The sequence below is a fragment of the Pseudogemmobacter sp. TB195 genome, from assembly GCF_058313095.1.
Genome location: NZ_JBZEGG010000037.1, coordinates 14,453 through 41,328 on the forward strand (window position 1 = coordinate 14,453; position 26,876 = coordinate 41,328).

The 26,876-nt window shown below is 59.0% G+C and carries 21 protein-coding genes; 18 read left to right on the plus strand and 3 right to left on the minus strand.

The window, feature by feature from the left end; genetic code table 11:
* The first annotated feature begins 137 nt into the window (after nt 1–137).
* From AC4FS3_RS26080 to AC4FS3_RS26130, 11 genes are all read left to right on the plus strand, one after another.
* Nucleotides 138–815, plus strand: a complete 678-nt coding sequence (locus tag AC4FS3_RS26080; RefSeq protein WP_491022934.1) for a sugar transferase — start codon at nt 138–140, stop codon at nt 813–815.
* Between the two features lie 13 nt (nt 816–828).
* Nucleotides 829–1,029 carry a hypothetical protein gene (locus AC4FS3_RS26085; protein ID WP_283180208.1) on the plus strand — a complete coding sequence of 67 codons (201 nt, stop codon included), beginning with the start codon at nt 829–831 and terminating at the stop codon, nt 1,027–1,029.
* Nucleotides 1,030–1,134: 105 nt separating this feature from the next.
* Complete coding sequence (locus tag AC4FS3_RS26090) at nt 1,135–2,433, plus strand: WcaI family glycosyltransferase (protein ID WP_491022935.1); 1,299 nt, start codon at nt 1,135–1,137, stop codon at nt 2,431–2,433.
* Nucleotides 2,430–3,548: a GDP-mannose 4,6-dehydratase gene (gmd, locus tag AC4FS3_RS26095; RefSeq protein ID WP_491022936.1), complete on the plus strand. Its 1,119-nt coding sequence runs from the start codon at nt 2,430–2,432 to the stop codon at nt 3,546–3,548. Before AC4FS3_RS26090 ends, gmd begins: the two co-directional genes overlap by 4 nt.
* A 33-nt stretch (nt 3,549–3,581) precedes the next feature.
* The gene (fcl, locus tag AC4FS3_RS26100; RefSeq protein WP_491022937.1) at nt 3,582–4,523 is read left to right on the plus strand and encodes a GDP-L-fucose synthase; all 942 of its coding nucleotides are present in this window, start codon (nt 3,582–3,584) and stop codon (nt 4,521–4,523) included.
* Entirely contained in the window at nt 4,523–6,142 is a 1,620-nt protein-coding gene (locus AC4FS3_RS26105; RefSeq protein ID WP_491022938.1) for a GMC oxidoreductase, read from the plus strand. The genes fcl and AC4FS3_RS26105 overlap by 1 nt, the downstream gene beginning before the upstream one ends.
* The gene (locus tag AC4FS3_RS26110) at nt 6,126–7,088 is read left to right on the plus strand and encodes an aldo/keto reductase (RefSeq protein WP_491022939.1); all 963 of its coding nucleotides are present in this window, start codon (nt 6,126–6,128) and stop codon (nt 7,086–7,088) included. The genes AC4FS3_RS26105 and AC4FS3_RS26110 overlap by 17 nt, the downstream gene beginning before the upstream one ends.
* Complete coding sequence (locus tag AC4FS3_RS26115) at nt 7,085–8,413, plus strand: lipopolysaccharide biosynthesis protein (protein ID WP_491022940.1); 1,329 nt, start codon at nt 7,085–7,087, stop codon at nt 8,411–8,413. The genes AC4FS3_RS26110 and AC4FS3_RS26115 overlap by 4 nt, the downstream gene beginning before the upstream one ends.
* Nucleotides 8,410–9,675 carry a hypothetical protein gene (locus tag AC4FS3_RS26120; protein WP_491022941.1) on the plus strand — a complete coding sequence of 422 codons (1,266 nt, stop codon included), beginning with the start codon at nt 8,410–8,412 and terminating at the stop codon, nt 9,673–9,675. Before AC4FS3_RS26115 ends, AC4FS3_RS26120 begins: the two co-directional genes overlap by 4 nt.
* Before the next feature lie 483 nt (nt 9,676–10,158).
* Nucleotides 10,159–11,238: a glycosyltransferase gene (locus tag AC4FS3_RS26125; protein WP_491022943.1), complete on the plus strand. Its 1,080-nt coding sequence runs from the start codon at nt 10,159–10,161 to the stop codon at nt 11,236–11,238.
* Nucleotides 11,238–12,428: a glycosyltransferase family protein gene (locus AC4FS3_RS26130; RefSeq protein WP_491022944.1), complete on the plus strand. Its 1,191-nt coding sequence runs from the start codon at nt 11,238–11,240 to the stop codon at nt 12,426–12,428. The genes AC4FS3_RS26125 and AC4FS3_RS26130 overlap by 1 nt, the downstream gene beginning before the upstream one ends.
* A 6-nt stretch (nt 12,429–12,434) precedes the next feature.
* On the opposite strand, the gene AC4FS3_RS26135 is transcribed toward AC4FS3_RS26130, so the two are convergent.
* Together AC4FS3_RS26135 and AC4FS3_RS26140 are read right to left on the minus strand one after the other, a co-directional pair.
* Entirely contained in the window at nt 12,435–12,980 is a 546-nt protein-coding gene (locus tag AC4FS3_RS26135) for a WcaF family extracellular polysaccharide biosynthesis acetyltransferase (protein ID WP_491022945.1), read from the minus strand.
* Nucleotides 12,981–13,451: 471 nt separating this feature from the next.
* A complete protein-coding gene (locus tag AC4FS3_RS26140; RefSeq protein ID WP_491022946.1) occupies nt 13,452–14,492 on the minus strand; it encodes a replication initiator protein A in 1,041 nt (346 codons plus the stop codon).
* Nucleotides 14,493–15,036: 544 nt separating this feature from the next.
* On the opposite strand from AC4FS3_RS26140, the gene AC4FS3_RS26145 reads away from it, so the two are divergent.
* From AC4FS3_RS26145 to AC4FS3_RS26175, 7 genes are all read left to right on the plus strand, one after another.
* Nucleotides 15,037–16,437: an AAA family ATPase gene (locus AC4FS3_RS26145; RefSeq protein ID WP_491022947.1), complete on the plus strand. Its 1,401-nt coding sequence runs from the start codon at nt 15,037–15,039 to the stop codon at nt 16,435–16,437.
* A gap of 44 nt (nt 16,438–16,481) precedes the next feature.
* Nucleotides 16,482–17,606, plus strand: coding sequence for a ParB/RepB/Spo0J family partition protein (locus AC4FS3_RS26150; protein ID WP_491022948.1), 1,125 nt, complete (start codon nt 16,482–16,484; stop codon nt 17,604–17,606).
* 322 nt (nt 17,607–17,928) lie between these two features.
* On the plus strand, nt 17,929–19,095 hold the full coding sequence (locus AC4FS3_RS26155) for a nucleotide sugar dehydrogenase (protein WP_283180220.1): 1,167 nt from the start codon (nt 17,929–17,931) through the stop codon (nt 19,093–19,095).
* Between the two features lie 282 nt (nt 19,096–19,377).
* Nucleotides 19,378–20,286, plus strand: a complete 909-nt coding sequence (gene cysD / locus AC4FS3_RS26160) for a sulfate adenylyltransferase subunit CysD (protein ID WP_283180221.1) — start codon at nt 19,378–19,380, stop codon at nt 20,284–20,286.
* Nucleotides 20,286–22,199, plus strand: coding sequence for a sulfate adenylyltransferase subunit CysN (gene cysN / locus AC4FS3_RS26165; protein WP_491022949.1), 1,914 nt, complete (start codon nt 20,286–20,288; stop codon nt 22,197–22,199). The genes cysD and cysN overlap by 1 nt, the downstream gene beginning before the upstream one ends.
* Nucleotides 22,200–22,817: 618 nt before the next feature.
* Nucleotides 22,818–23,405, plus strand: coding sequence for a helix-turn-helix domain-containing protein (locus AC4FS3_RS26170; protein WP_491022950.1), 588 nt, complete (start codon nt 22,818–22,820; stop codon nt 23,403–23,405).
* Nucleotides 23,392–25,272 carry a relaxase/mobilization nuclease domain-containing protein gene (locus AC4FS3_RS26175; RefSeq protein ID WP_491022951.1) on the plus strand — a complete coding sequence of 627 codons (1,881 nt, stop codon included), beginning with the start codon at nt 23,392–23,394 and terminating at the stop codon, nt 25,270–25,272. The genes AC4FS3_RS26170 and AC4FS3_RS26175 overlap by 14 nt, the downstream gene beginning before the upstream one ends.
* A gap of 51 nt (nt 25,273–25,323) precedes the next feature.
* Here the strand turns inward: AC4FS3_RS26175 and AC4FS3_RS26180 are convergent, their stop codons facing one another.
* A complete protein-coding gene (locus AC4FS3_RS26180) occupies nt 25,324–26,694 on the minus strand; it encodes a hypothetical protein (protein ID WP_491022952.1) in 1,371 nt (456 codons plus the stop codon).
* Nucleotides 26,695–26,876 lie beyond the last annotated feature (182 nt).

Sequence of the window (26,876 nt, forward strand, 5' to 3'; positions counted from 1 at the left end):
ATGGGCGTTGATAAATAATCGGGAACGATTAAAAGCTGTGCGCTGATCCCGGATCACCCGGGCTCTTTCCTGTTCTGCGCTTTGGTAAGCAAGTTTTTTTTTGCAAAATTCGAAAAACAACTTGTTTAGGACTTCCCATGGCCGACGGATCCTTGTCGACATCCTGTAAGACCACCGCTGAACGGACCCCGATTCCATTCGCAGGCGCCACCAGGAAGGGCTTTTACCGTTCTTACGGCAAACGCTTTCTGGATTTTTTTCTGGCCCTGATTCTCGTGCCTGTTGTGGTGCCGGTGCTGGTTGTGCTTGCGCTGCTTATCGGCAGGTCACCTTTCTACAGCCAGACCAGAATTGGCAAAGACGGCCGGACCTTCCGCATGTGGAAGCTGCGCTCGATGGTGCGTGATGCGGATGCGGCCCTTGCCGCCTGTCTCGCCGGGGATCCGAAACTCCGGCGCGAATGGGATCTCAATCAGAAGCTGGATCAGGACCCCCGCATCACCCGGATCGGCCGCCTGATCCGCAAGACCTCGTTTGATGAATTGCCACAGCTCTGGAATGTGCTGCGTGGCGATATGAGCATTGTCGGCCCGCGCCCGATGATGCTGGATCAGAAAGATCTCTATCCGGGCCAGGCCTATTACCGGCTGCGTCCCGGCCTGACCGGCCCCTGGCAGGTCTCGGACCGCAATGCGGTCTCTTTCCGGGCAAGGGCGCAATTTGACGAAGACTACGAGCATCACCTGAGTTTTCGGGGTGACTGCGGCCTTATCCTGAAAACCATCAGGGTCGTGCTGCGCGCGACCGGGAAATAAGCGAGGACATGGCATGACAGAGACAATGATGTTCCAGGGGGCGGTTGTGCTCTATCTGCTGATTTCGCTGATTGCGCTCGCGCTGACCTATCGCGAGCAAAGGCGCAACGGTATCTCTTCGCCCCTGTTTCGCATGATGGGCTTTGCCCTTTGCACGATATGGCCTGTCACCTTTGTGGTTTTCACCTCGCTCCAGCTTGTGACGCGCACCTGAGAGACCCTGTCAGGATGGCCTGTATGCGGGGACGGGAATCGTCTATGAGCCAGGCAGCCGGCAAGCGGCCAGAACATCTTTCGGCTTGCTGCCTGGGATAAAATCATGAAACTGCTGATACTTGGTATAAACTTTGCCCCCGAAATGATTTCGACGGGGCTCTATACAACCGGCCTTGCCGAGGCGATGGCAGAGGCTGGCGATCAGGTCAGCGTGGTCACCGCCCAGCCCTATTTTCCGGCCTGGAAAGTGTTTCCCGGCCATTCGCGCTTTTTCTGGAGCCGGGGCGAACTGCCTTCGGGGGTCAGCTATATCCGCTGTCCGCATTACGTGCCGGCAAAGCCCACCGGCGCGCGGCGTATTCTGCACCATGCCAGCTTCGCGCTGACCTCCTTTCCGGTTCTGGCCTGGAAAGCCCTTATCGGGCGCCCCGATATGGTGCTGGTGATCGCACCTGCGCTGCTGCCTGCCCCCTTCGCCTGGGCGCTGGCGCGGCTTTCCGGGGCGAAATGCTGGCTGCATGTCCAGGATTTCGAGGTCGAAGCCGCCTTTGCCACCGGTCTTCTGAAACCGGCCAGCCTTGCCGGCCGCCTTGCCCGGAAATTCGACCGCTGGATCCATCGCCGCTTTGACAGGGTCAGCACGATCTCGGGCCCGATGCTGCGCAAACTGTCGGAGAAAGGCCTGCCGCCCGGCCGCATTTTTGAGCTGCGCAACTGGGCCAGGCTGGATGATGTCACACCCCTGACCGGCCCTTCGCCCTACCGGGAAGAATTCGGCATCACCGAAGAGCATGTGCTGCTTTACTCTGGCAATATCGCGAATAAGCAGGGGCTTGAGATCCTTCCCGATGTGGCGCGCCGGCTGGCGCATCGCAAGGATCTGCGCTTTGTGATCTGCGGCCAGGGGCCTTTCCTCGATGAGCTGAAGGCGCTTTCCTCTGGTCTCGACAATATCTCCTTCTTCCCGCTGCAGCCGCTGGAGCGGCTGGGGGATCTGCTTGGCCTTGCGAGCCTGCATCTCCTGCCCCAGATCGCGGGCGTCTCAGAGTCGGTGCTGCCCTCGAAGCTCACGAATATGCTGGCCTCGGGTCGCCCGGTTCTGGCCACTGCCGAGCCGGGCACCGCTTTGGCCGATGAGATCGCAGAGTGCGGCAGTGTCACACCGCCCGGCGATGCGGCCGCGCTGGCAGAGGCGATTTCCGCAATGCTCGACAACCCCGAACAGCGCGAGGCCTGCGGGCATGCCGCCCGGGCCCGCGCTCTGGAACATTGGGACAACAGGCGCATCTTGGAACGCTTCCGTCTTGCCGCCCATGAACTGACCGGCCAGCCCCAACCCATTGCACATCCTGTCGCCAAAGCGACGGAATCCCCCCTGATCAACAGAACGAGACAGACATGAAAAAGGCCCTTATCACTGGCATCACCGGCCAGGACGGCTCTTACCTGGCCGAATTCCTGCTCGAAAAGGGCTATGAAGTGCATGGGATCAAGCGCCGCGCTTCGTCTTTCAACACGCAGCGCGTCGATCACATCTACCAGGATCCGCATGTCTCGAATGCGCATTTCCGGCTGCATTACGGCGATCTGACCGACAGTTCCAACCTGACCCGCATCTTGCAGGAGGTCCAGCCCGACGAGGTCTATAACCTCGGCGCACAAAGCCATGTCGCCGTGTCTTTCGAGGCCCCAGAATATACCGCCGATGTCGACGGGATCGGCACTTTGCGCCTTTTGGAAGCGATCCGCTTCCTAGGGCTGGAGCAGAAGACCCGCTTCTACCAGGCCTCGACTTCTGAACTTTATGGCCTCGTGCAGGAAGTCCCGCAGCGCGAGACCACGCCTTTCTGGCCCCGGTCTCCTTACGCTGTGGCCAAGCTCTATGCCTATTGGATCACGGTGAATTACCGCGAGGCTTACGGCATGTATGCCTGCAACGGCATCCTCTTCAACCATGAGAGCCCGCGCCGCGGCGAGACCTTCGTCACCCGCAAGATCACCCGCGGGCTGGCGAATATCGCCCAGGGGCTGGAATCCTGTCTGTATATGGGCAATATCGACAGCCTTCGCGACTGGGGCCATGCCAAAGACTATGTCCGCATGCAATGGATGATGCTGCAACAGGATGTGGCCGAGGATTTCGTCATCGCCACCGGCGTGCAATATTCGGTGCGCCAGTTCATCACCTGGTCGGCGCAGGAGCTGGGGATCGAACTGGCCTTCACCGGCGAGGGCGTGAGCGAGATCGCAACCGTGGTCTCGGTCTCGGGCGACAAAGCTCCGGCCGTGAAGCCGGGCGATATCATCATGCGGATCGATCCGCGCTACTTCCGCCCCGCCGAGGTGGAAACCCTGCTCGGCGACCCCACCAAAGCCCAAGAGCGCCTCGGCTGGGTGCCGGAGATCACCGTGCAGGAAATGTGCTCCGAGATGGTATCCGCCGACCTCCGCGTCGCCCAACGCCACGCGCTGCTTAAGGAGCATGGGCATGACGTGCCGGTGAGTGTGGAGGGATAAGGGATGCAGCCAGCGACATCGGGTGAGCCTCACATGAGCTACGATCTATCCAATAAACGCATCTGGGTTGCAGGCCATCGCGGCATGGTTGGCGGAGCGGTCGTACGCAGGCTGGCTGATGAAGGCTGCGAGGTCATCACCGCCGGGCGCGATGTCGTCGACCTCGTCGACCAGGCGCAGGTCAAAGCCTGGATGGCCAGGACCAAACCCGATGCCATCGTGCTGGCCGCCGCAAAGGTCGGTGGCATCAAGGCCAATAATGACTTCCCGGTCGACTTCCTCTATCAGAACCTGATGATCGAGGCGAATATCCTGAACGCCGCGCATGAGAATGATGTCGAACGGGTGCTGTTCCTCGGCTCCTCCTGCATCTATCCGAAACTGGCGCCGCAGCCGATCCCGGAAGACAGCATGCTGACCGGCCCGCTTGAGCAGACCAATGAATGGTATGCCATTGCCAAGATAGCCGGGATCCGCCTGACCCAGGCCTATCGCCAGCAGCATGGGCGTGACTGGATCTCGGCGATGCCGACCAACCTTTACGGGCCGGGCGACAATTACGACCTGAACTCTTCTCACGTCCTGCCCGCGCTGCTACGCAAATTCCATGAGGCCAAGGTCTCAGGTGCAGAGACGGTGACGGTCTGGGGTTCGGGCACGCCCCTGCGCGAGTTCATGCATTGCGACGATCTGGCCGATGCGCTGATCTTCCTGCTGAAAACCTATTCCGGGTTTGAGCATGTCAACGTCGGCTCCGGCATCGAGGTGACGATCCGCGAACTGGCCGAGACCATCGCGAAAGTGGTAGGCTATGAGGCGGAACTGGTATTCGACGCGACCAAGCCCGACGGCACGCCGCGCAAGCTGATGGACAGCTCACGCCTGCAGGCAATGGGCTGGAACCAGGTGCGCAGCCTGGAGAAGGGTATTTCTCAGACCTATGCCTACTGGCTCGAAACTGTCGAGGCGGTCTGATGCTGTTCCAAGCCAGCGAGTATGATTTTGCAGCCGCCCCGTTTTTTGACGTCGTGGTTGTAGGCGCTGGCGCTGTTGGCATCCCGCTGGCAGTGCGGCTGGCGCGGGCAGGGCTTCGGGTTTCGCTGATCGAGGCCGGACCGGACGGACCGGACCAGAAGTCGCAAAGCTTTTTTGCCCGCGCCCGCGCCATCGGCCATAGCTTGCCGGGGCTGCATCTCGGCCGCTTTCGCAACTTGGGTGGCACCACTGCTTTCTGGGGTGGCCAGTTGGTCCCATTTGATCCCGTGGTTTTCGAACACCGGCCCTGGGTTGCACCTGCGGACTGGCCTATTTCCGCCTCTGAAGTATCGCCTTGGTTCGATGCAACATTCGAGATAATCGGCATGGGCGACGTAGTGCGCCAAGATGCGGAAGTTTGGAACGCCCTTGGCATCACGCCACCACCAGCTACAGGCGGGATCGAACCTTTTTTTACCCGCTGGGCGCGCGAGCCGAATTTCACAATAGCCTTCCGCGAGGATCTGCGCGGGCTCGCGCAACTGGATGTCATCACCGGAGCACAGGTGGGCGCGCTGCGGATGGCACAACCTATGCAGATCGATGCTGTCGAGTTGCATATGCCCGATGGCACAAAGCCTGTATTGCGTGGGCGCCAGATCGTTCTGGCGAATGGCACGATCGAGATTTCGCGCCTGCTTCTGCTGGCAGCCAAAGCTAATAGCTCAGTGCCTTGGGCGAACAACGCTTGGGTTGGCCGCGGCTTTATGGATCACGTCGATACGTGGGCGGGCACAATCGAACCGATTGATCACAAGCGCTTTGGTCAAGTCTTTGACAATGCGGTACTGCGTGGGGTCAAATATGCTCCCAAGTTACGGCTATCCGCACAAACACAAAAGTCCGAAGCACTTCTCGATATCTCATCACACTTCGTCTATTCTAGTTCGATTTCGGAAAATCTCGCCAACCTGAAAATCCTAGTAAAGGGGCTCTTGCGCGGGCGGTTGCGGGGCGGAGCGCTGAATAATCCGCTGACGCTACTGAAAACCTTGCGTTTTGTTGGGCCCATGGCCCTGCGCTATCTGCGCTATCGCAGAGTCATGAATATCGCCGACCGAGGCATTCAACTGCGGATGACGGCCGAACAACGTCCAATGAACGAAAGCCGAATCACACTCAGCGGGCGCGTTGATCCGCTTGGGTTGGCGGAGGTCGATGTTGATTGGCGGATCGCTCCGGAAGATATCGAAACAATGGCGCGCTTTGCATTGTTGCTGAAGGATTATCTTCAAGATCAGGGACTGGCAAAAGTCACACTGAGCGAAGAGTTGCTTGCCCGGGATCCGGCCTATCTCGCCGGGGCAGATGATGCCAATCACCATATGGGTGGTGCCAGAATGGCAGAAAGACCCGAGGAGGGAGTGGTTGACCGTGATTGCAAGGTTTTCGGCACCGACAACCTGCATGTTGCCGGGCAGGCCGTCTACCCCACATCGGGTTTTGCAAATCCCACTTTCACCGCGATCGCGCTCGGCCAGCGGCTGGCAGAACATCTAATCATCCGCCACCGCGCCGAAGCGGGTGATATAGGGGGACACCATGCCACAACTGCCTGAAAGCCCGCTAAACACTACCGCGATTGGGATTGGATGTGCTTGGTTGACCGCAGGCAGCCCGATTCGCCATGATCAGCGACTGATCCATGCCGCTCTTGATGCGGGCGCACGCCATTTCGATACTGCGCCACTGTATGGGATGGGCACCTCGGAAGAGGTTCTTGGCCGAGCGTTGAAAGGGCAAGGTGATTCCGTCACCATAACAACCAAGGCCGGACTTCCGGGCCGGCGCGCACCTGCGATGAAGCTTGTGGCTCGAGCGGTGTTGGGCCCTCTGCGCCGTCGGCTGCGCGGTGCTACTGCACCGACAGCCGAGCCGCCGAACCGACGCAGAGATTTCACACCTGCCCATATCCTGGCCTCACTAGAAAATAGCCTGCGTTACTTGCGCAGATCGCGCATCGATGTGCTGGCCTTGCATGAGTTGCGGCTTGAAGATCTGACCGATGAATTGCTGATTGCGCTGGAGAGTGCGCGTGTGGCCGGCAAGTTCGGCGCACTCGGCCTTGCCACCACACGCGTCGAGACGGCGCGTATTCTCGCGGCTAGGCCGAAAATTTTCACGGTGGTACAATACAGTTGGTCAGCACTGGACGCTCCATTGGCAGAAGGGGCCGCAGAGCCATTCCGCATTACGCATCGGGCGCTGAAACGTGGTCTGGAACCAATGCGGCGCTGGTTGGCAACCGATGCAGCGGCGCGGGCCCATCTCGCCACGGCTTGCGATGCTGATCTGAGAGATCCTGCCGTGCTGGCGCAGGCTCTTCTCGGCGCCGCAATGGCAGAAAATGTGGGAGGAATCACACTGGTTGCCTCGCATGCGATTGGGCGCACGCGCGGCAATGTAGCTATGGGACTTGACCCGGCGACCCCCGAATTGGGCCGACGGCTGCTTACAGGTCTGCGCAACTGGTCCGACGCCTTGCCTTTTGCGGACGATAAATGAAGATACGGCGCATTTCTGTGGTCGCACTCTGGCGGGACTTGCGGTCCACAACACCCCGCGGTCGCATGATGCGCGGCGTATTGTCGAACATCTACGACAAATGTTCTATCACTTTTGTCCAGCTGCTGTCGATTCCCGTGATGACTCACGCTTGGGGCGCCGAAGGCTATGGGCTCTGGCTGATGCTGATGACGATTCCTACCTATATTGCGCTATCAGATTTTGGCTTTGGAACGGCAGCGGGGGCAGCACTTACGGCCAGTGTCGCACAGAAAGATTACAGCGAGGGGCTCCGGGTGTTTCAAAGCACCATCGCCTTTATCGGCGGGGGGGTTTCTCTGGTAGCCCTTTTGGTGATTTCGGGCGCGATATGCTATGGGCTGAGCGATAGCGAGGGCACTTCAGGGCTGTCCGCTGGCGATCTAGCCAAGGCTGTTGTGCTAGTCACCATTTATTCCATGATCGTCAGCCTGATGAGCGTAGTTAACATCGCCTATCGCGCCACCCATGCCTTTGCTTGGTCGATGAGCTTTTACGGCACGATGATCCTGATTGAGGGAGCCGTAATGGTTACGCTGGTACTGAGCGGCCAAGAGATCGTTGTGGTTCTGGCGATCATGGCCATCATGCGGTCATGCTCTTTCGGATTGTTCGTGATCTGCCTGAAACGACGCGAGCCTTGGATCGAGTTCGGCCTACGCCATGCGGATAGCACGACCGTCGCAAGGCTTGCCCGGCCCTCTCTGGCAGCCTTGGCCCAGACCATGGCCGGGGCATTGATGCTGCAGGGCATGGTGACAGCACTTGGAGCGGCTTCAGGGCCCGCAGTAGTGGCCGCTTTTGGTCCAGCGCGGACACTGAGCCGCATACCATTACAATTTTCTGGTCTGTTCCTGCGCCCTTCAATCCCCGAGTTAACCCATGCGATCACCGCAGGAGACCATAAACTGGAAGGCCAGCTCAACAGACTGAACCTCGGTATGGCAGTGCTGGCAACAGCACCCTTCGGGCTGGTGCTGTGCTTTGCTGGCCCTTGGCTTCTGGGCTGGATTTCGCACGGCAATCTTTCTGCACCGAAAATGCTCTTTTTCTTCCTGTCGCTGGCTGCGGTGATGTTTGCGATCTGGAACGCTCAGGCCGCAGGGTTGATCGCAATGAACCTGCAGGCTGGCTATGCATGGCTTTACCTAGTGCTATCTGCAGCGGTGGTTATCGTGACTTTTCTATCCGCAGATATGATCATTGCGGCGATTGCGCAGGTAATTGCCGAAGCAATTATGGTTGCGCAATTGATCTGGCTCCGGCGCCAGCGGTCAAAGACATGAGCCGCTACAATCTCTCTAATTGCATGTTGTTTCTGGGGTTCACACTACCATTTCTTTCGGTACTGCCTGGAGGGATAGGACTGCTAGCACAAATCGGCAGTCTTGTAGTGCTATCCCTCCTAGCGCTCATTCTACTGGGACAGCGCAAAGTGCGGACTCTACCATTGGGAGCGATGGAAATTATATTGCTCTCGATCACCTCTATCTCCTGTCTTGCCGCACTTTTGTCCGGCGTGACCTATTCGATGATGTTCGCGCTCATGTTCGCTATGGCAGTTGTCCCTGCAATGGTGATCACTAGGGCGCTGCCATTCCGACAGATTTTCGCCACCCTAGCCTTTTGTTATGCGGTGATGGTGCCCACAGGCATCATATCAGATCTACAGGGCTTCATCATCGGAATTTCCGCGCAGCATGTGGAGGGACGCGGGCTTCTGCGTTTTACTCCATTCGGGCTGCATCCAAACCTGACCGGCTATATCTTCGGTGCGGGCGCTATCATCCTCTGGGCGAGAGGCTCACAACTCGCTGGCTGGCAGCGGATGATATATCGGGTGCAGGCAGGGCTTTCCATATCCCTTGTGCTGGCCGCTTCGTCGCGTGCAGGGTTGTTGGCACTCATGGCTAGCCTCTGCATTGGCTGGAGCATCGGAATGTTTCCACTGACACTCAGGCGAGCCAGAGTACTGGGAGTGGTATCGATCATGATAATCGCTCTAGGATTTGGGACCGGACTTGGAACCCAAGTGATTGGCTATGCCGAACGCATCCTCGATCTGAACTCAGCAACCCGAGGACTTCAATCGGGAGGAACTGGGCGCACAAACCTCTGGGGTCAAGGGTTTGACCTGATCGCCGGACGCGATTTGGCGACAATCCTCTTTGGCACCGGGCTACGCAGCGCCACTGCCGAAGACATCGGTTTTTCTACAGAAAGTTCATATATCACCATCGTTCTGGAATGTGGCTTGCTGCTTTCAGTACTTCTGATCATCGTATTGATTGCCGGAGCTCTCCAACAGGTGCGCCAGGGTGAAAGAACCAGAAGCGACAGCTTGGTGATCGGTCGGCTATTATTGTTCGCCCTAGTACAATCATTCTTTAATCGATACCTGATCGCGATCGGTAATCCATTTTCACTCTATTCTCTTTTCCTATTCGTTGTATTGTTTCGCTCGACCAGAACGCAGTCTGCGCACGGCACGAGTGGATCCGACAAACAGATCCACACGCATGGATTATTGCCCCATGGCAACCCATAAATAATCGCAAGCAACCATCAAGATAGGTAAGAATAATCTTTAACCTCGCAGGATTATACCACGTGTGCACAGAGCACAATCGTTTCAGTGAACAACCATACCGAAGTGGCCAGAAAAATCGAAAGTTTAGCCAGATGTATAGGAATATATGCAGATAATACGACAAATGATGGCGCCACTAAATCTAATTTATTCGGATATCCATTGTATAACTTAGGCTTATTTTGGCTCATTGCACTCTTTTTTCTACCCAATGATCTTCTCGAAATTATTCCGATCTATTGTCAAAATAGTGCCGCGCTCATCCACTATGGGATTATTCATTGCGATCAACCCTTGAAGACTCTACTATAATTAATCCAGCGCTTCAATTTACCACAATATACTTTTTGACTATTGCCACCAATTCGATTTGGCTACACTTTCGAATTCGCAAACGTACCAAAGGTCGCGGACTTCATACCTTCAACAAGCGGTGAGTAGATGCTAACCCCCGTCAAATACACTATGCTGCTGGCCTCACTAGGAGATTACCGACTTAATACGATGATAGCGTTACGAAAGTTGCTCGGTCAAGAGCTTGATCTGCTTGCAGGAACTAAACCATATGACCCCAGCATTCGGGTATTGAGCCCAGCGGATCTTGAGTTTTCAACGGTTAAAAACCATTATCTACCCAAGGACATCCTGTATCAGTCTGCTCCATTTGCCCGGCTGCTTCGTTGTGAAAACCTGATCCTCGACCTCAATCCACGGGTATTACATGTTTGGGGGCTATTGCTGCTGCGCCGACTTTTAGGACGACGCACAGTGCTTTGGGGACATGCTTTTTCACGCGGAGGCCGAACGTCGAGATCTGAAAAGCTGCGTCACATGATGCGTAGCCTCGCTGACGGCCTGCTCTGCTATACCGGCACAGATTTGGCCGAACTCCGAAAAATTCACCCTGAGAAACAACTATTTGTTGCGCCAAATGCACTGATTCCAGCTGCCGAGATGATCTTTGACCCGACAAGTGCACGCACTGACATTCTCTATGTCGGCAGGCTGGTAGATACAAAAAAACCTAACATTCTGCTTGAGGGATTCGCGTTACTTTCCCGTATGCAATCAGGGGTATTTCTCCATATCATTGGTGATGGGCCAAATCGTGCTACGCTTGAGCAGAGAGTAAGGGACCTCGGACTCGAGGCTAGGGTTTACTTCTCCGGTCACATCACAGATCTTGATTATATCCGCGCATCGTATGCCCGTGCATTGTGTAGCGTCTCTCCTGGCTTTGTCGGACTATCTATTATTCAAAGCCACTCCTTCGGTGTGCCTATGGTAATATCACGGGACGAGCCCCACAGCCCCGAGATCGAGGCTGCCCACGACGGTTTTAATTCTGTCTTCTTCCGGACCGACGATGCCGTGGATCTGGCAAGAGTCCTCTCTCGGATAAGCACGGAGCAAACTGAATGGCAGCATCGTGGGCCGGAGATTGTCGAGATCTGTCGAAATAGCTACAGTTGTGAAGCGATGGCGGCAGGGATAGCCACAGCATTGAGAGGACACGATTGATGCAAGTTTGCGCAATCTTCTCTGATATTACTTTGCCTGCACGCGAGGGATTACACGCCCAATCTATTGAACTACTGCAGATGTTGCGGTCGGGCGGGTGCGAGCTCGCGGTGACAGTGTTCTGCAAAGATCCGAGCAGCGTGTCTGAGATTCAGCTGCGCGATATTGTAGGCCCTGCAGCTCCCGTCAAAATCATCCGCATGCCACTGCCCACCCTAGCAGCTGGATTCCTTGCTACCACACCGCTCTACCGCACCTTTCGGGGAGCATCTCGTGCCATTGCAGAGGCAGACTCGCCGACCTGGGATGCGGTCTATTGCGAGGGAGCATTCGCTGCGGCACTCGGTTTGCGGCTGACTCGACCTGCGCTTATCAATTTGGTCGATCCTCAATCCCTTCGCAGTCAAAGGATGCTTTCATCAGGCAATGGCGTACAATTCGGCGTAAAGTTAAAGATCGCCATGGCACGCCATCTCGAGTCTGGTATCCGGCGCTCGGGGCATTGCGTGAACGTAGTCTCGACCAGCGACAAGCACTATCTCAAACAGAATGGTTTCAGAGACCTAGCCTCCGTACCCGTCACCTTGCCCAAGGGCTTCATAGACGGGGTAACCGCACCGCGATCTCGAGACAACAGACTACCGCGAGTCTTGGTGCCATTAGACCTACGTCAACCACACATGGTGTCAGCACTAGAGCAGTTTATAGCGGGACTACGAGGACAACCTCTACAGAATCGCTGCCACATAACGATCTTGGGCCGAACCGAGCGCTGTCTTGCTCTACCTGACGATTTGCGTGGCTTCGTCGAGTATGTAGCTTGGGTGGAGGATTTCCGGGATTTTGCACTTCAGTTCGACATCGGAGTGCTGCTAGACAGCATCGGAACCGGATTAAAAAATCGCACGATCCAGTGTATGGCGCTTGGCCTAGCTTGCGTGGGAACCAATGTCGCCTTCGAAGGTATTGATGTTGGCTCACAGGAAGCAATCATCGCACTCACATCAGGCGAGCTGATGACTGGATTGTCTCAGCTCATCGAAAATGAGGTTTTTTGCAATGGGATAGCTGCAAATGGCATGGCCTTTGCAGAAAAGAAATTTTCTTTTGAAAGTGTACGTGAACAGTGGCTTGCCTTATTAGCGTACCAGACCCTTCCCATCCGATTAAACCCTACCGGGACGCACTGAAGATTGTCACCTATCCCGTAGTTTTCGAGCAGGTTGTCCAGCATATACCTCTGCGCTTCCAATGGATTTTACCACGAGTGAACGTGCTGCAACGACCGATCCAGCTCCAATCTGCACCCCGGGCATGATGAACGATCCTGAAGCAATCCAAACTTCATCTTCGATCATGATTGGTAGACAGTTGTATCTAAAATTGATCGACAACATGTCGTGTGAACCCGTGCAAATATAGCAGTCTTGAGAAATGCAGACATTCTCCCCGATTTTGATAGTATCGAGGCTATAGAGTTCTGCTCGGTCACCAAGCCAGCTATTACTACCAATTTCGACCTTCCAAGGGTATGTGATCCTAGCGGAAGGTCGAATTTTCACATTTTTTCCGATTTTGGCACCGAAGGCCCGGAGCCAAAATACCCGCCAGCCGTAAAATGGCTGAGGTGACATCCGTACGAGCGTCGCCTGCACCAACCACCATATCTGTACAGTAAATTCCGAACGGCCACGAAACGCAGGTGGAACTTGAAAGAGGGACAGATCCTGCCAGCGAGGCATCAGTCCAACCCAAACATATCGAAGTTGCAGTCTCTACCCCCGACCTCATGAAATGAAGGGAACATGTGCTTCGGAACGGCTATATCGACCATAATTTTGAACACCACGGTGTCACGCTCAAGTGGGATATCGTAGGTCTCTTGGCTTTGATGTTCACACGCGCGTATCATCGTATCTATACCTTTGGCTTCTCGCTTCGTGATCCCCCAACGAGATCCATCCATAATTTTCAGAGCATACTCACTAGACAGTGGAAACCCACACTAGGCCGCTTCCGTCAAGGCGGCATAATGCAGGTTAGGTTCTCTTCATTGTGATCGTGAGAATACGTTGAATTGGGTATAGCATTTCATTTTATGGATCAGGCATTTCGGCTTGCCAGAGGTTGGGTAAACACACTCAAGGAAGCAGACGGAGTCAAGCACTATTCCTGCATCACATTCATTTTGCAGGTCAAAACAATCAAGCCTGCTAGTTTTGGGACGACCGCTTCTTCAGCCAGCCCAGAAACGCCGCATCGGCCGAGCGCAGCCTCGGCCGGCCGGAGCGCGCCCACATATCGCGCCATTCCGCCTCCAGCGCGTAGATGTCCCAGCCGGGCATCAGCGCCCGCGCCGTGCTGAGCGTGGCCTCTTTCAGGACCGGCCCGCTCCCGGGCAGCACCACGAGGTCGCGCCGCGTCACCAGCAGGATATCGCCCGCCTCCTCGGCGAGGCTGTAATCGGGCAGAGGATCGCTCGCGATCATGTCGCGCATCATCTTTCGAAACACCCTCAGCGGGCTGGCCGAGCCCGATTTCTGCGCCAGCACCGCCATCGAGACCCGCCATTCCGGCTGCCGCCCGCAATGCTTGCGCGAGAGCTCATAGATCCGCCGTTCCAGCGGTTTCCTGAGCCGGAAATAATCGCGCGACAGCGTCAGCACCGATTTCGACAACACCGCCCGGAAGAGCCATTCCGACAGCGTCACCGCCACCTGCACCATGCGCCCGCCTTTGGTCGCGCGCACGATCTGCCAGGTTTCGATCAGACCGAAACCGGTGGTGACCTCCGGCCCCTCGCCGGTCGCGATATTGGTGGTGATGCGGGTGCCCGCCAGCCGCTCAAAAGCCTCACGCAGCCGGGCATAGCCGTCTCCGCTCGTCTCGCGATTGGTCGCGACCAGCAGGTCATGGGCGGTCAGCCGCAAATGCCGGCTGATCTCGCGCCCGGCATTCAGCGCCGCCATCAGCTGGCTGATACAATAGATCAGAATGTCTTTGTCAAAGAGCGTCGCAAGCCCCTTGACCGAGGGCACCACGGTGATCTCTGACCCGTTCCTCTCATAGCTCAGGATGCGCCGGTCGGGCCGCGTCGAGAGCGAGAAGATCGGATGTTCCATGCTGGCCATATCGTCTTTGGGCAGCACATCGAACAGATCGCAAATGAAAAAACCCGCCTCTGCGCGGCGGTCAGGCAGCCATGTGGCGCCCTGCACGGGGAGAGCCCCCGCCCCATATCCCGGACCTGTCATCCGCCTGCCTCTCTCGCCTCAGCCCCGCTGCCGGGGTCTCATATGGCGGGCCTGACGCCCGCTCTGCCTGCCGCCCTTTGCGGTGCTGACATGGGTTATCCGCGAAGCGCTAGAGCCTTTGCCGGGGCCTCTGGAGGCCGCTTCGCGCTTCGTGGTTTCATTGACGCTTAACTTATCCACAGGCCTCGGGTTTGGCGAGGAAAAACCTCCGGCAGGATCGTGGGATCAGAGTCACCTGAACGTGGGATCAGAGTCACCCTGTCGTGGTTTCAGAGTCGGCAGGAGCTTTTCAGATCCGGATATTTCATTCAATATCAATGAGATAAATATCAGTCTCACGTGCCTTAACTATTATAATAACATGATACTAACTGAGAAAGATTCGGACAGGGTCTGGAGCCGCATCCAGGATCCAGACCTCTGATACCGAAGTATCCATTTGATTTTACTATGAAATATAGGGATATGCGGAAGATGTGCGCTCTTTACTTCCATGTTGCATGTTTTGCTGTATGCTGCCAAAAAACACGCACATGAGGCAGCAATGGCCCGCGAATCGAGCCGCGAGGCGGATCCCGCCCAGCCCCCCTATTTCAACATCTCGCCCGATCAGGAGCTGCAGCGCCTTGGCCCCTCTGTTGGCACCGCCGAGCTGTCGCGGATCGCAGGTCTGGCGGCCCGCGGGCGCGATGAGCTGGCCACGCGCGGCCTCGGTGAGGAGGGGCGAAAGTCCCTGCGCCTCTTCTCGACCTGGGAAATTACCCGCTATCTGATCCCCGTGGCCCAGGGGCATTTCCGCCGGGTGCTGAAGGGCAATCCCGATCTGCCCCAGGGCCGCTCCGAGACCGAAGGCGGTGCCAAATGGTTCACCCTGGACGAGGTGCTGCGGCTGCGCGTCTGGTTCGCGGCTGAAGGCGCGAAGAACCGCGACTATCAGCCCTACCGCCCGCAGGGTCTGCCGGCCAAGATTGTCGCGGTGGCAAATTTCAAGGGCGGCGTCGGCAAGACCTCGACCTGCGCCCATCTTGCGATGTCGGCGGCGCTGGATGGCTACAAGGTTCTGGTGGTCGATCTCGATGCCCAGGGCTCGATGACCTCGATCTTCGGGGGTAAGGTTGCCGATGAATGGGGCACCGCCTTTCCGCTGATCGCGCGCCACTATGCCCGTCATCTGCAAAACGACAACCGGGCCCGGGTCGAACGCGGTGACGCGCCGCTGGCGCTGGATGCCACCCTGTCGGAAGCCCTGAAGACCGAACCGCGCAGCGTGGTGCAAAAGACCCATTGGCCGAATATCGATCTGATCGGCGCCCAGCTGAATCTTTACTGGGCCGAGTTCCAGATCCCGGTCTGGCGGATGCAGTCGCGCGGCTGGAAGCTCTGGGATGCGCTGACCGATACATTCGCGGAAAGCGGGCTGCTGGAGGACTATGATCTGATCTTCCTCGATACGCCGCCGGCGCTTGGCTATCTGACGATCAATGGCCTTGCGGCGGCGGATATGCTCTTGGTGCCGACCGGGGCCTCTTTTCTTGAATTCGACTCCACGGGGCGGTTTTTCGACATGCTCCATTCCACCTTCGCCTCGATCGAGGAGGGGGAGAACATCGCCGCCCGCGCCCTGGGGCGCGAGGAGCTGGCCTTTGAATGGGATGCGGTGCGTGCGGTGATCACCCGCTATGACGGCGCGCAGCAGGCCGAGATGGCGTCTTTCATGCAGACCTGGCTTGGCGGCGCCATGAGCCCGCAGCGCCAGGAATTCACCGCGCTGATCGGCCAGGCGGGCGAACAGGTCAATGGCATCTATGAAGCCGATTACCGCGACTTCAACCGTGAGACCTATATCCGGGGCCGCGAGACCTTTGACACCACCTGGGCCGAATTCAAGCGGCTGCTTTATGGCATCTGGCGCCGCGATGAGCGGGCGGCTTCTGCCGGGGAATGAGGGATATGTTTCGCGCGCGAAACATTTGCTGAGAGGGGGCTGATATGGCCAGACGCAAGCGGCTTGGCCCGGCAATAATTGCGCCGGAAACAGACGAAAACAGCCATGTCAGTGACGTTTCTGAAGGCGTGGCGCCCGAAGTGAAGGCCGCCTTGCCGCCGCCGGGGGCAGGCAGTTTTGGCGCGCCTCCTCCCATTGCGCGGGTGGCGGCGGAATCGGCTGCCGAGGCGGCGCTGAGCGAGATTTCAGAAGCCATGAGCCGGGCCCGCGCCGAGGGACGGCTTGTGTTGCGCCTGCCCCTGGCCGGGATCGAGGCGGATCATCTGGTGCGCGACCGGATCGACCTTGATGAAGAGGAACTGGAAGGCCTGATCTCGTCGATTGCCGAACATGGCCAGCGCAACCCGGTCGAGGTCAGCGAGATCGCCCCCGGGCGCTATGGGCTGATCTCGGGCTGGCGGCGGCTGACGGCGCTGAAAAGGCTCTGTGCCAGCGGAAATGACCGTTTTGACCATGTGCTGGCGCTGGTGCGCAAACCTGAAACCGCCGCCGATGCCTATATCGCGATGGTCGAGGAAAACGAGATCCGCGCCGGCCTTTCCTATTACGAGCGGGCGCGGATTGCCGGGCGTGCGGTGGAACTTGGGGTGTTCGAAACGGAAAAACAGGCTCTGCAAAGGCTTTTTGCCAATGCCAGCCGGGCCCGGCGCTCTAAGATCGGGTCCTTCCTGGTGATCTGGCACCGAATGGATGCGGTGCTGCGCTTTGCGCGGGCGATCCCGGAACGGCTGGGCCTCGCGCTTGAAAAGGCGATAGAAGCGGATGATTCCGCCATGTTAGAGACGTTTTTGCAGGATCTTCGCCGGGATCCCTCGCCTGATGCCGCCGAAGAGATCCTGCGGTTGCACAGCTTTGTCGCCGAAGTGGAGGCAAATGTTTCGCGCGCGAAACATTTGGCGCCTGCCAAGGGTCAGGGGGAAGACGTGGCAAAAAGTGCGCCGAAAGAGCCCCCCGTCGCCCCGTCGTCAGCCGCGGTGGAACTGCGTCCAGGTGTCTATCTTGCGGTGAAAGGCGGTCCCGCCCATCCGACCCTGACGCTTTCCGGGCCGGGCGTCGACCCGGTCTTTCGCGACCGGCTGGAGAAGTGGCTTCTGAACGGGGGCAGCTGAGGGAGGGCGGCAGAGTTTGGCAGCTCATGTCCCCCGCTCAGAGAATATGCAGAAGGGTCATCAAAACATCATCAGGCAGGGCCATACCCCTGATCATCCTGGCGAAGGGCCAGGGCTCCGGGCGCACCCCCTTGACCGCGCCGGAAACCTGCCCGAAACCTCCGGGTAACGTGCTTTGCTTCCGTTTCAGGCTGTTTGCCCTGCCCCTTCCGCATTGAACCCGAACATGTCTGCATGACCTCCGCCGCGCCTTCTTTTTCCGCCGGATCCTCTGTCCGGTCGGGAGGATTGTCCGGCGTGTGAACACCAAAGGATACTTTTTATGAAAATCGCCGTTGCCGGGCTTGGCTATGTGGGCCTCTCCAATGCGGTGCTGCTGGCCCAGCATCACGAGGTTGTCGCGGTCGATATTTCGCCCGAACGTGTGGCGCTGGTGAATGCCGGCCGTTCGCCCATCGTCGATGCCGATATTGAAGAGTTCCTCGCCAATCGCGCGCTGACACTGACGGCCACGCTGGAGGCGGCGGAGGCCTACCAGGGGGCCGATTATGTCGTGGTGGCCACGCCCACCAATTACGATACCCAAACCGACCGTTTCGACACCAGCAGCATCGAGGCGGTGATCCGCGCGGTCATGGCGGTGAACAGCACAGCCACCATCGTCGTCAAATCGACAATCCCGGTGGGCTATATCCGCCGCATCCGCGAAGAGCTGGAGACGAAGCAGGTGATCTTCAGCCCCGAATTCCTGCGCGAGGGCCGGGCGCTTTATGACAACCTGCATCCCTCGCGTATCATTGTGGGCGAGCGGTCGCCCCGGGCCGAGGGCTTTGCCGCGCTGCTGGTCGAGGGGGCGATTGAGAAAGATGCGCCCGTCCTTTTCACGGACCCCGATGAGGCTGAGGCGATCAAGCTTTTCGCCAATACCTACCTCGCCCTGCGGGTGGCTTTCTTCAACGAACTCGACAGCTATGCCATGCTGCGCGGGATGGACAGCCGCCAGGTGATAGAGGGGATCGGTCTCGATCCGCGGATCGGAAGCCATTACAACAACCCCTCTTTCGGCTATGGCGGCTATTGCCTGCCGAAAGACACCAAACAGCTGCTGGCGAATTACGCGAATGTGCCGCAGAACCTGATCGCCGCGGTAGTTGATGCCAATCGCACGCGCAAGGATTTCCTGGCCGATCAGATCATTGCGAAACGGCCCGGAGTGGTGGGCATCTACCGGCTGGTGATGAAGGCGGGGTCAGACAATTTCCGCCAAAGCTCGATCCAGGGCATCATGAAGCGGATCAAGGCCAAGGGGATCGAGGTCGTGGTCTATGAGCCCGCCCTGGCCGATGAACAGTTCTTCGGCAGTCAGGTGATCCGCGATCTGGAGGCGTTCAAAGCGGCCTCCGATATGATCGTCACCAACCGCCAGACCCCGGATCTGGAAGATGTGGCAGAAAAGGTCTTTACCCGCGATCTTTTTGGCGCCGACTGAGCGCAGTCCTCTCTCTGCCTGAGGCATCTCCCGGGCAAAGAGACGCCTTGTGGGGAATGGTTCTGGGGCGTGCGACACATCCCATTCCGGCTTCCCCCCTCGCCGCGGGCGGGTTTTCGTGCCGCGGGGGGGGCTGATGAAACTGCGTTCCGGGATTTGGCCGCCCGCCGGATTTTCCGGCCTTAATGCAGTCGCGCCCTGGCTTTGCCCCGCCCATGCCTTCGCTTTGCCCGGTGGATATGGCATCAGGGGAAAAATTTTCCTGAGCGCTATGGCAGGGCAATGACCGCAAAAACCACGCTGACCCATCTTCAGCGGCTTGAGGCCGAAAGCATCCATATCATGCGCGAGGTGGTCGCGAATGCCGACCGCCCGGTTATGCTGTATTCGGTGGGGAAAGATTCCGCCGTGATGCTGCATCTGGCGAAAAAAGCCTTTTACCCGGCCCCGCCGCCTTTTCCGCTGCTGCATGTCGATACGACCTGGAAATTCCGCGCCATGTATGAGCTGCGCGACCGCGCGGCCAAAGCGGCGGGCATGGATCTGATCGTCTATCAAAATCCCGAGGCCCTGGAGAAAGGCATCAATCCTTTCGACCACGGCGGCCTGCATACCGATATGTGGAAGACCGATGGTCTGAAACAGGCGCTGACCAAATTCGGCTTTGACGTGGCCTTTGGCGGCGCGCGGCGCGATGAGGAAAAATCGCGTGCGAAAGAGCGGGTCTTTTCCTTCCGCTCGGCCAGCCATCGCTGGGATCCGAAGAACCAGCGCCCGGAGCTGTGGAAGCTTTACAACACCAGGAAAGCCCCGGGCGAAAGCATCCGCGCCTTCCCGATCTCGAACTGGACCGAGCTCGACATCTGGCAATATATCCATCTTGAAGGCATTGAAATCGTGCCGCTCTACTTTTCAGAGCCGCGCCCGGTGGTGGAACGGAACGGCCTTCTGATCATGGTTGATGATGACCGTTTCCGGCTGAACCCCGGCGAAGTGCCTGAACTGAAATCCGTGCGCTTCCGCACCCTTGGCTGCTACCCGCTGACCGGTGCGGTGGAATCCGAGGCCAGAACCCTGCCGCAGGTGATCCAGGAAATGCTGCTGACCACCACATCGGAACGCCAGGGCCGCGCCATTGATCATGACCAGGCCGCCTCGATGGAGAAGAAAAAGCAGGAGGGCTATTTCTGATGTCGGAACTGCAGGATCACGCCTATGAGGCAGACCGGCTGATCGCCGAGGATATCGACGCCTATCTGATCGCGCATCAGCATAAGACCATGCTGCGTTTCATCACCTGCGGCTCGGTCGATGACGGGAAATCGACCCTGATCGGGCGGTTGCTTTACGACAGCAAGATGATCTTTGAGGATCAGCTGGCCAGCCTTGAACAGGACAGCAAATCGGTCGGCACGCAAGGCGGTGCGATTGATTTCGCTCTGCTGGTCGATGGGCTGGCGGCTGAGCGCGAGCAGGGCATCACGATTGACGTGGCCTACCGTTTCTTTGCCACGGAAAAGCGCAAGTTCATCGTCGCGGACACGCCCGGCCATGAACAATATACCCGAAATATGGTCACCGGCGCCTCGACCGCGGATCTCGCCGTGATCCTGATCGATGCGCGCCAGGGCGTTCTGACCCAGACGCGGCGCCATTCCTATCTGGTGAACCTGCTGGGCATCAAAAACATCGTGCTGGCGGTCAATAAGATGGATCTGGTCGGCTACAGCGCCGAACGCTTTGATCAGATCGTCAGCGAATATTCGCAATTCGCGAAACAGATCGGGATGGAGGATTTTCTCGCGATTCCGATTTCGGGGCTGATGGGCGATAATATCGTCACGAGATCTGCGCATATGTCCTGGTATCAGGGGCCGACGCTGATCCGGCATCTGGAAAGCGCGCCGCTTAACGACACCCGCCTGCAGGACGCGCCCTTCCGCCTGCCGGTGCAATGGGTGAACCGCCCGAACCTCGATTTCCGCGGCTTTGCCGGCCAGATCGCGACCGGCAGCATCGCGCCGGGCGATGCGGTGCGGATCCTGCCATCGGGCCGCACCTCGACCGTCAAGGCGATTGTGACGCTCGACGGCGACCTGCCCCGGGCCGTTGCGGGCCAGTCTGTCACGCTCACGCTGAATGATGAGGTCGACTGCTCGCGCGGCGATGTCATCACAGTGGCAGACCAGCCCTGCGAGGTCGCCGACCAGTTCGAGGCCACGCTGATCTGGATGGCAGAGGCCGAAATGCTGCCGGGCCGCCCCTATCTTCTGAAGATCGGCACCCAGACCGTCACCGCGACCGTCACCGAGCCGAAATATGAGGTCAACGTCAATACGCTGGAGCATCTGGCGTCAAAAACGCTGGCGTTGAATGCGATCGGGGTGGTGAATATCTCGACCGACCGCGCGATCCCGTTCGAGGCCTATGCGAAGACCCCCGATCTCGGCGGGTTCATCCTGATCGACCGGATGACCAATGCGACCGTGGCCGCCGGGCTGATCCATTTCGCGCTGCGCCGCAGCCAGAACATCCACTGGCAGGCCGTCGACATCAACCGCGAGGCCCATGCCGCTCTCAAGGGGCAGCGCCCGGCCGTCGTCTGGTTCACCGGGCTTTCGGGCTCCGGGAAATCGACCATCGCAAACCTCGTTGAGAAGAAGCTGCATACGCTTGGACATCATACTTTCCTTCTGGATGGGGACAATGTCCGCCACGGGCTGAACCGCGATCTGGGCTTTACCGATGCCGACCGGGTGGAAAACATCCGCCGGGTGGGGGAGGTGGCAAAGCTGATGACCGATGCCGGGCTGATCGTGCTGACGGCCTTCATCTCGCCCTTCCGGGCCGAGCGGCAGATGGTGCGCGACCTGATGGCGGAAGGCGAGTTCATCGAGGTCTTCGTCAATACGCCGCTGGATGTCGCAGAGGCGCGCGATGTGAAGGGTCTTTATAAAAAGGCCCGCTCGGGTCAGCTGAAGAACTTCACCGGCATCGACAGCCCCTATGAGCCCCCCGAGGCGCCGCATCTGGTGGTCGACACTGTCTCGCTCACGGCTGAAGAGGCCGCTGACCGCGTGATTGAGGCCCTGCTGGCCCGCTGAAACCTGTGCCACCGGGAGAGCCTCTCCCCCGGTGGCACCGTGGTTTCGCTGCGCCTGAGGTCGCCCGGCTGGCGCTGACGCAGGTGCGAGGGCTTTGCCGCGTTACACCAGAATATCGGGTTCGTCGGGTCCCGGACTGCCCGGCGGGCGAAGGTTTCGCGCGGCCGGGAGCCCTGCATCTGTACCGCTCAGATCTGTGAGCATCGGGTCCAGGGCCAGATGCACAGCCCTTGAATGACCCTGGCGGAACGACTGACCCGGGGACGTCACCGGTAAAGCAGAAAGCGGCGCGCAACCTGCATCCTCCAGATGAAGTGGTGCAATGGACAGATGACAGATCCCTTTTCCCTTCCGGCACTTTCCATTCCGCAGACCACAGGTCGCATGGGGCGTGATGCAGATGCCCGAAGACGTGACGCAGAGCGCATTGGACAGGGTGCATCTTCCATAAAACAGGATCCAGAACGCAGAGAGCGTGATGCAGTGCGCAGACAACGTGAAACCGCCCCTATGGGGCGGTTTTTATAATGAGTACAATCCCATAGGTCCGACTCCACTTGTGCTGGGAGTCGGCGGGCTTGTACGATCCTGGCAAGAAATAGGAGCGTTAACTTCAAAATGTCCCCGGCCCGCCGCATGACCGAAGAGGAGCGTCTGAGGATCGCCAGAGAGCGGTCCGAAGGCGTGTCCGCGGCCGATCTGGCGCAGCAGTTCGGGGTCAGCCTGAAGGCGGTCTACAATGCGGTGCACCATGCCCGGGGACGGGGCATTTCGAACGGCAGGCGGGAGCGGGTGATCGGTCTGAGGCTCAGCGGGTCTGAACTGCGCAGGTTCGATGCGGAGCTATCGGCGCGAGGTATCGTACATCGCACTGACGCTTTGCGCTCTCTGGTGATGTCCGCAGGTGGCTTCCTCGCCCCGGATGAGCACATGACAGAGGAACTGCGCAGCTTTGGCGCGGCGATGAACCGGGTCGGCAACAACATCAACCAGATCGCCCGGCGCCTGAACGAGGGGCGTGTTCGGGGCGAGCAGGCGGTCCTGACCGGGTCGGAGAAGGCTGAGATCAAGGCATTGGCCGGGCTGATATTCACCATCGCCGATCAGGTCCAGGAGATGAGCCGCAACCGGCGGGCGGCCCTCAGGCTGGAGGTAGACAAGGCGCTGGCGCCCCTGATCCGGGAGGCGCGCAATGGCTCGCGCTGATGCCGTGAGGGCGGTGAACCCGGCGCTTTTTGATCGCGGCTGGAGCAAGGTCTCGGGCTCTGCCTCCGGGGGCCTGGGCGAACGGGCACAGATGATCCGCGCGGCGCGCGGCCATTCCCCAGCTATCTTCAAGGCGATCCGGCAGGGCGGTTGCCATACCGGTGCGCAGCTGCGCGCCCAGCTGTCCTATCTCACCACGAAATCGAGCTGCATCCTCGATTCTCGCGGCACGCATGACGGCAAAAGGCTGCTCTCGCCCGGCGAGATCGAGCGGGTGGCGCGGCGCTTCGAGAACCAGTGGAACGAGCGACATGTGCCGAAGTTGGGCCATACCGCGCACCTCCTGATGGCCTTTCCCATCGGGACCCGCTCCTCTGAGGCGCAGGAGATCACCCGCGAGATCTGCGAGCGCTTCTTCGAGGGGGACGGCGCGCAGTTCGATTACATCGCGGCGATCCATGAGGACCGCGCGCATCCCCATGCCCATATCGTGCTGAACCGCCGCAGCAAGGATGGCGAGATGTTCTTCCTCGGGAAGGATCATCACTTCAGTTACGATGTTTTCCGCGAAGCCATGGTCGAGGCCGCCGAACGTCGCGGATTGCGCCTCGAGGCCACGCGGCGGCTGGACCGCGGCGTGCTCACCCGCGCCGCCAGCGATGTCGAGATCCGCAAAGCGCAGGCAGAGGGCAGGGCGGCGGCCGAGCGGCCCCGCACGGGGGCCGATCTTGATCGTGCCGTGGTTGAGGTCGCGCGAAACGCCGCGATTTATCGCGGTCTCGCAGCCGAGGCCTCACGCTCGAATTTCCATGATGTGGCGGACGCCCTGACCCGGGCAGGGGAAGTTCTGGCCCGGGGTGATCGTATCGAGTCAGACGGAGTGTTGTATATGAGTGAAGACGTGCATGATTTTGATGCCCTGATCGACCGGTTCTCGCAGAACATCCGTCAGATCGAAGGGCTGATCGGGCATGCCTCTGCGACCGAACGCCCGGTGATCGAGCGCAAGCTGACCGATGTGCTGCGCGAGGTTTCGCATCTGCGCCCCCTCGGGGATCGCTCCGACACATTGCATGAACCGGCATCCCGGGACGGGATCTATGCCACACCGAACCGGGTGGAAGCGCGCCGGGATCAGCTCGATGATCCAGGCCTGAAAGTGCTTATTTCTGAAGCTGTGCGGGGAGCCGGCATCGACAGCGAGGCGGTTCTGGCGCGGATGCGCGAGGGCGCGAGCAATGCCGCGCTGGAGCAGCAATGGCTGGCGCAGGATCTTCGGGCCATTGCAAAGGAGGAACAGCTTGATCTGCGAGACAGGGCGCAGCGCGATCAGGCGATGGATCGACTTGAGTTCGTCCATTGCAAGTTGGGGGATATATTGACCGAGGCCCGCGTCATTCGCGCCGTCGAGGATGTGGAGAGGGAAGGGCCGGAAAGGGAAGAGGGCGCGCGCGTCCCGGAGCCTTCCACACATCAGGTTTCGACTGACAATGTGGAGGGCCGAAGGGAACGCCGCAATCTGGATGTGACAGCGCCCCAGCTTGCATCCGCCTTGCGACAGGCGGCCGATGGCAAGGTCGATCTGACCTCTGATGCGGCGCGGCAGCGGTTTGTCGAGCAGGTTAATGACCGCCTGACGTCGGGCGAACTCCGCGATCTGCATCGCGGCAACGCGAAGGTGCTGGAACGGATCACCCCCAATGCACTTGAGCAGCTGCAGCTGGCCCGGGCCTGGCTGGAGGCCAGGGGTGTTCATGCCAATGATCCGGCCATGGACCTGGTGCTCCACCGGATCGTGGAAGAGCGCCATTGCGAGGATCTGAGGCACTCCCTTTCCCACGGCGAGAAGGGGGTCACCCATGGATAAAGCTTCACCTGCTGTCTTCCCATTCCCCCATTGCAATGGGAGGCTTGACCGTCAGGGGCTGGCCGTCCGGCGCAGATAGATTGCGCGATCTGTCACCCTGACCTGCCTGTAGTCTGCGATGATCTCTGCCCATGCCGGATCCTGCGCCATAAAATCGGGCCAGGAGAAGCCAAGTTTGTCAAAATAGCCTGACTGCCGGTCGAAAACGATCAGATCGGGGGGCACGCGACGCATATCGGCGATATTGTCGGCACGGTTTCGCGCGATATATCCGTTGAGACGCGCGCAAAGGGCAGGCTCCGCATCGCAATCGGTGTGGGAAAGCCGGTTGACAGCTCCGGGAACCAGCCAGTTTGCCGGATAATGGCTGACCCATTGCGCCTCAAGAGCCAGAGCTGGTCCGGGCCCCAGATACACATGCGGGGTAAAGACCATCAGGCTGTCGGTCGGCCCGAGATCCCTGGCCATATGGATGAGTTGCGATGCTGCGCCATTGGCATAGAAGCCTTCCCTGACTGCATCAGTCCAGGGTTTCAGAAAGATGAAAAGCACCCCGATAACGACCGGATTGATCTTGCGGGCGCTGACCAGAAGCAAGGCCGCCGCAGCGAGTGTAAAGGATTTCAGCGGGATCAGGTGATAGCGAAACCCCGTGCCTTGCAGCAGATAGATCGCCAACGCCGCCACCGCAGCGGCGATGAACAGACTGGCGCCCGCTGCACCTTGCCCGCCCGTCCTGCCATAGCGTGTTGCGGCAGTCAGGACACAGAGCATCAGCAAAAGCACTATCGCTGTTCCGGCGCGGGAGAGAATTGTCGACAGCGGCGCCCCATAGCTGCCGTAAATATCGCGGGCCATCGGCACGATCGTGGTCAGATAGGCGGGATGTATCACCGCGACAAAGGACACATAGGTGAGGCCCACCGTCAGGAAGGTGAGGTTCGCGGCCGAGAAAACCGGGCGCAACGCATGCTGCCGCCCCATCTGAACCAGCGTGATGGCAAGCGGGATCAGCACAAAATGCGGCTTGAGGCAGATGCCGAGACCTGCGACCACCGCTGCGGCGATCTCCTGTCGGCGGCTTGCGGGCTTTTCTGCGGCCTGGAGAAGCAGCCAGGGCATGACCAGCAGGATCAGGAGATGCTCGCGCTGGCCGAATTCTCTTAGCGCCGGCAAGGTCATTGCCGCCGCCAGGGCCAGCAGCAGGAAGAGGCCGCGCCAGGGCGAAAGGGCAAACCCGGCCCGGATGATGGCGCGGCACCAGAGCAGGCTGGCAAAAAAGAGCAGCGAGAGCAGCAGATACTGGCCATTCCCGTCACCGATCGACAGCAGATCGGCAAGCCAGATGGCGGGCAGGGTGAAGTAGAAATTCAGCGGCGGGTTCACCTCGACAAGATCGGTATAAAGGGCCGCACCGCCCACCCGTGCCACTACGGCCGAAACAATGCTCGACTGCTAGCTGCGCACCTGGAAAAACTATCAGTCCCGCTTTCGCGCATGGTCCGAGGCGCGCTGGTTTCTGTGGGTGCGCTTTCTGCGCCGTGCAGCCAAACTCGGCGCAGATGACAGCGCTCGCCAGTTCATTGCTGGCGTCAGGCCCCTGC

Excerpts from the sequence above, each read along its gene's own strand:
- AC4FS3_RS26080 (WP_491022934.1), top strand. The coding sequence starts at position 138 with ATGGCCGACGGATCCTTGTCGACATCCTGTAAGACCACCGCTGAACGG.
- AC4FS3_RS26085 (WP_283180208.1), top strand. The coding sequence starts at position 829 with ATGACAGAGACAATGATGTTCCAGGGGGCGGTTGTGCTCTATCTGCTG.
- AC4FS3_RS26090 (WP_491022935.1), top strand. The coding sequence starts at position 1,135 with ATGAAACTGCTGATACTTGGTATAAACTTTGCCCCCGAAATGATTTCG.
- gmd (WP_491022936.1), top strand. The coding sequence starts at position 2,430 with ATGAAAAAGGCCCTTATCACTGGCATCACCGGCCAGGACGGCTCTTAC.
- fcl (WP_491022937.1), top strand. The coding sequence starts at position 3,582 with ATGAGCTACGATCTATCCAATAAACGCATCTGGGTTGCAGGCCATCGC.
- AC4FS3_RS26105 (WP_491022938.1), top strand. The coding sequence starts at position 4,523 with ATGCTGTTCCAAGCCAGCGAGTATGATTTTGCAGCCGCCCCGTTTTTT.
- AC4FS3_RS26110 (WP_491022939.1), top strand. The coding sequence starts at position 6,126 with ATGCCACAACTGCCTGAAAGCCCGCTAAACACTACCGCGATTGGGATT.
- AC4FS3_RS26115 (WP_491022940.1), top strand. The coding sequence starts at position 7,085 with ATGAAGATACGGCGCATTTCTGTGGTCGCACTCTGGCGGGACTTGCGG.
- AC4FS3_RS26120 (WP_491022941.1), top strand. The coding sequence starts at position 8,410 with ATGAGCCGCTACAATCTCTCTAATTGCATGTTGTTTCTGGGGTTCACA.
- AC4FS3_RS26125 (WP_491022943.1), top strand. The coding sequence starts at position 10,159 with ATGCTAACCCCCGTCAAATACACTATGCTGCTGGCCTCACTAGGAGAT.
- AC4FS3_RS26130 (WP_491022944.1), top strand. The coding sequence starts at position 11,238 with ATGCAAGTTTGCGCAATCTTCTCTGATATTACTTTGCCTGCACGCGAG.
- AC4FS3_RS26135 (WP_491022945.1), bottom strand. The coding sequence starts at position 12,980 with ATGCCTCGCTGGCAGGATCTGTCCCTCTTTCAAGTTCCACCTGCGTTT.
- AC4FS3_RS26140 (WP_491022946.1), bottom strand. The coding sequence starts at position 14,492 with ATGACAGGTCCGGGATATGGGGCGGGGGCTCTCCCCGTGCAGGGCGCC.
- AC4FS3_RS26145 (WP_491022947.1), top strand. The coding sequence starts at position 15,037 with ATGGCCCGCGAATCGAGCCGCGAGGCGGATCCCGCCCAGCCCCCCTAT.
- AC4FS3_RS26150 (WP_491022948.1), top strand. The coding sequence starts at position 16,482 with ATGGCCAGACGCAAGCGGCTTGGCCCGGCAATAATTGCGCCGGAAACA.
- AC4FS3_RS26155 (WP_283180220.1), top strand. The coding sequence starts at position 17,929 with ATGAAAATCGCCGTTGCCGGGCTTGGCTATGTGGGCCTCTCCAATGCG.
- cysD (WP_283180221.1), top strand. The coding sequence starts at position 19,378 with ATGACCGCAAAAACCACGCTGACCCATCTTCAGCGGCTTGAGGCCGAA.
- cysN (WP_491022949.1), top strand. The coding sequence starts at position 20,286 with ATGTCGGAACTGCAGGATCACGCCTATGAGGCAGACCGGCTGATCGCC.
- AC4FS3_RS26170 (WP_491022950.1), top strand. The coding sequence starts at position 22,818 with ATGTCCCCGGCCCGCCGCATGACCGAAGAGGAGCGTCTGAGGATCGCC.
- AC4FS3_RS26175 (WP_491022951.1), top strand. The coding sequence starts at position 23,392 with ATGGCTCGCGCTGATGCCGTGAGGGCGGTGAACCCGGCGCTTTTTGAT.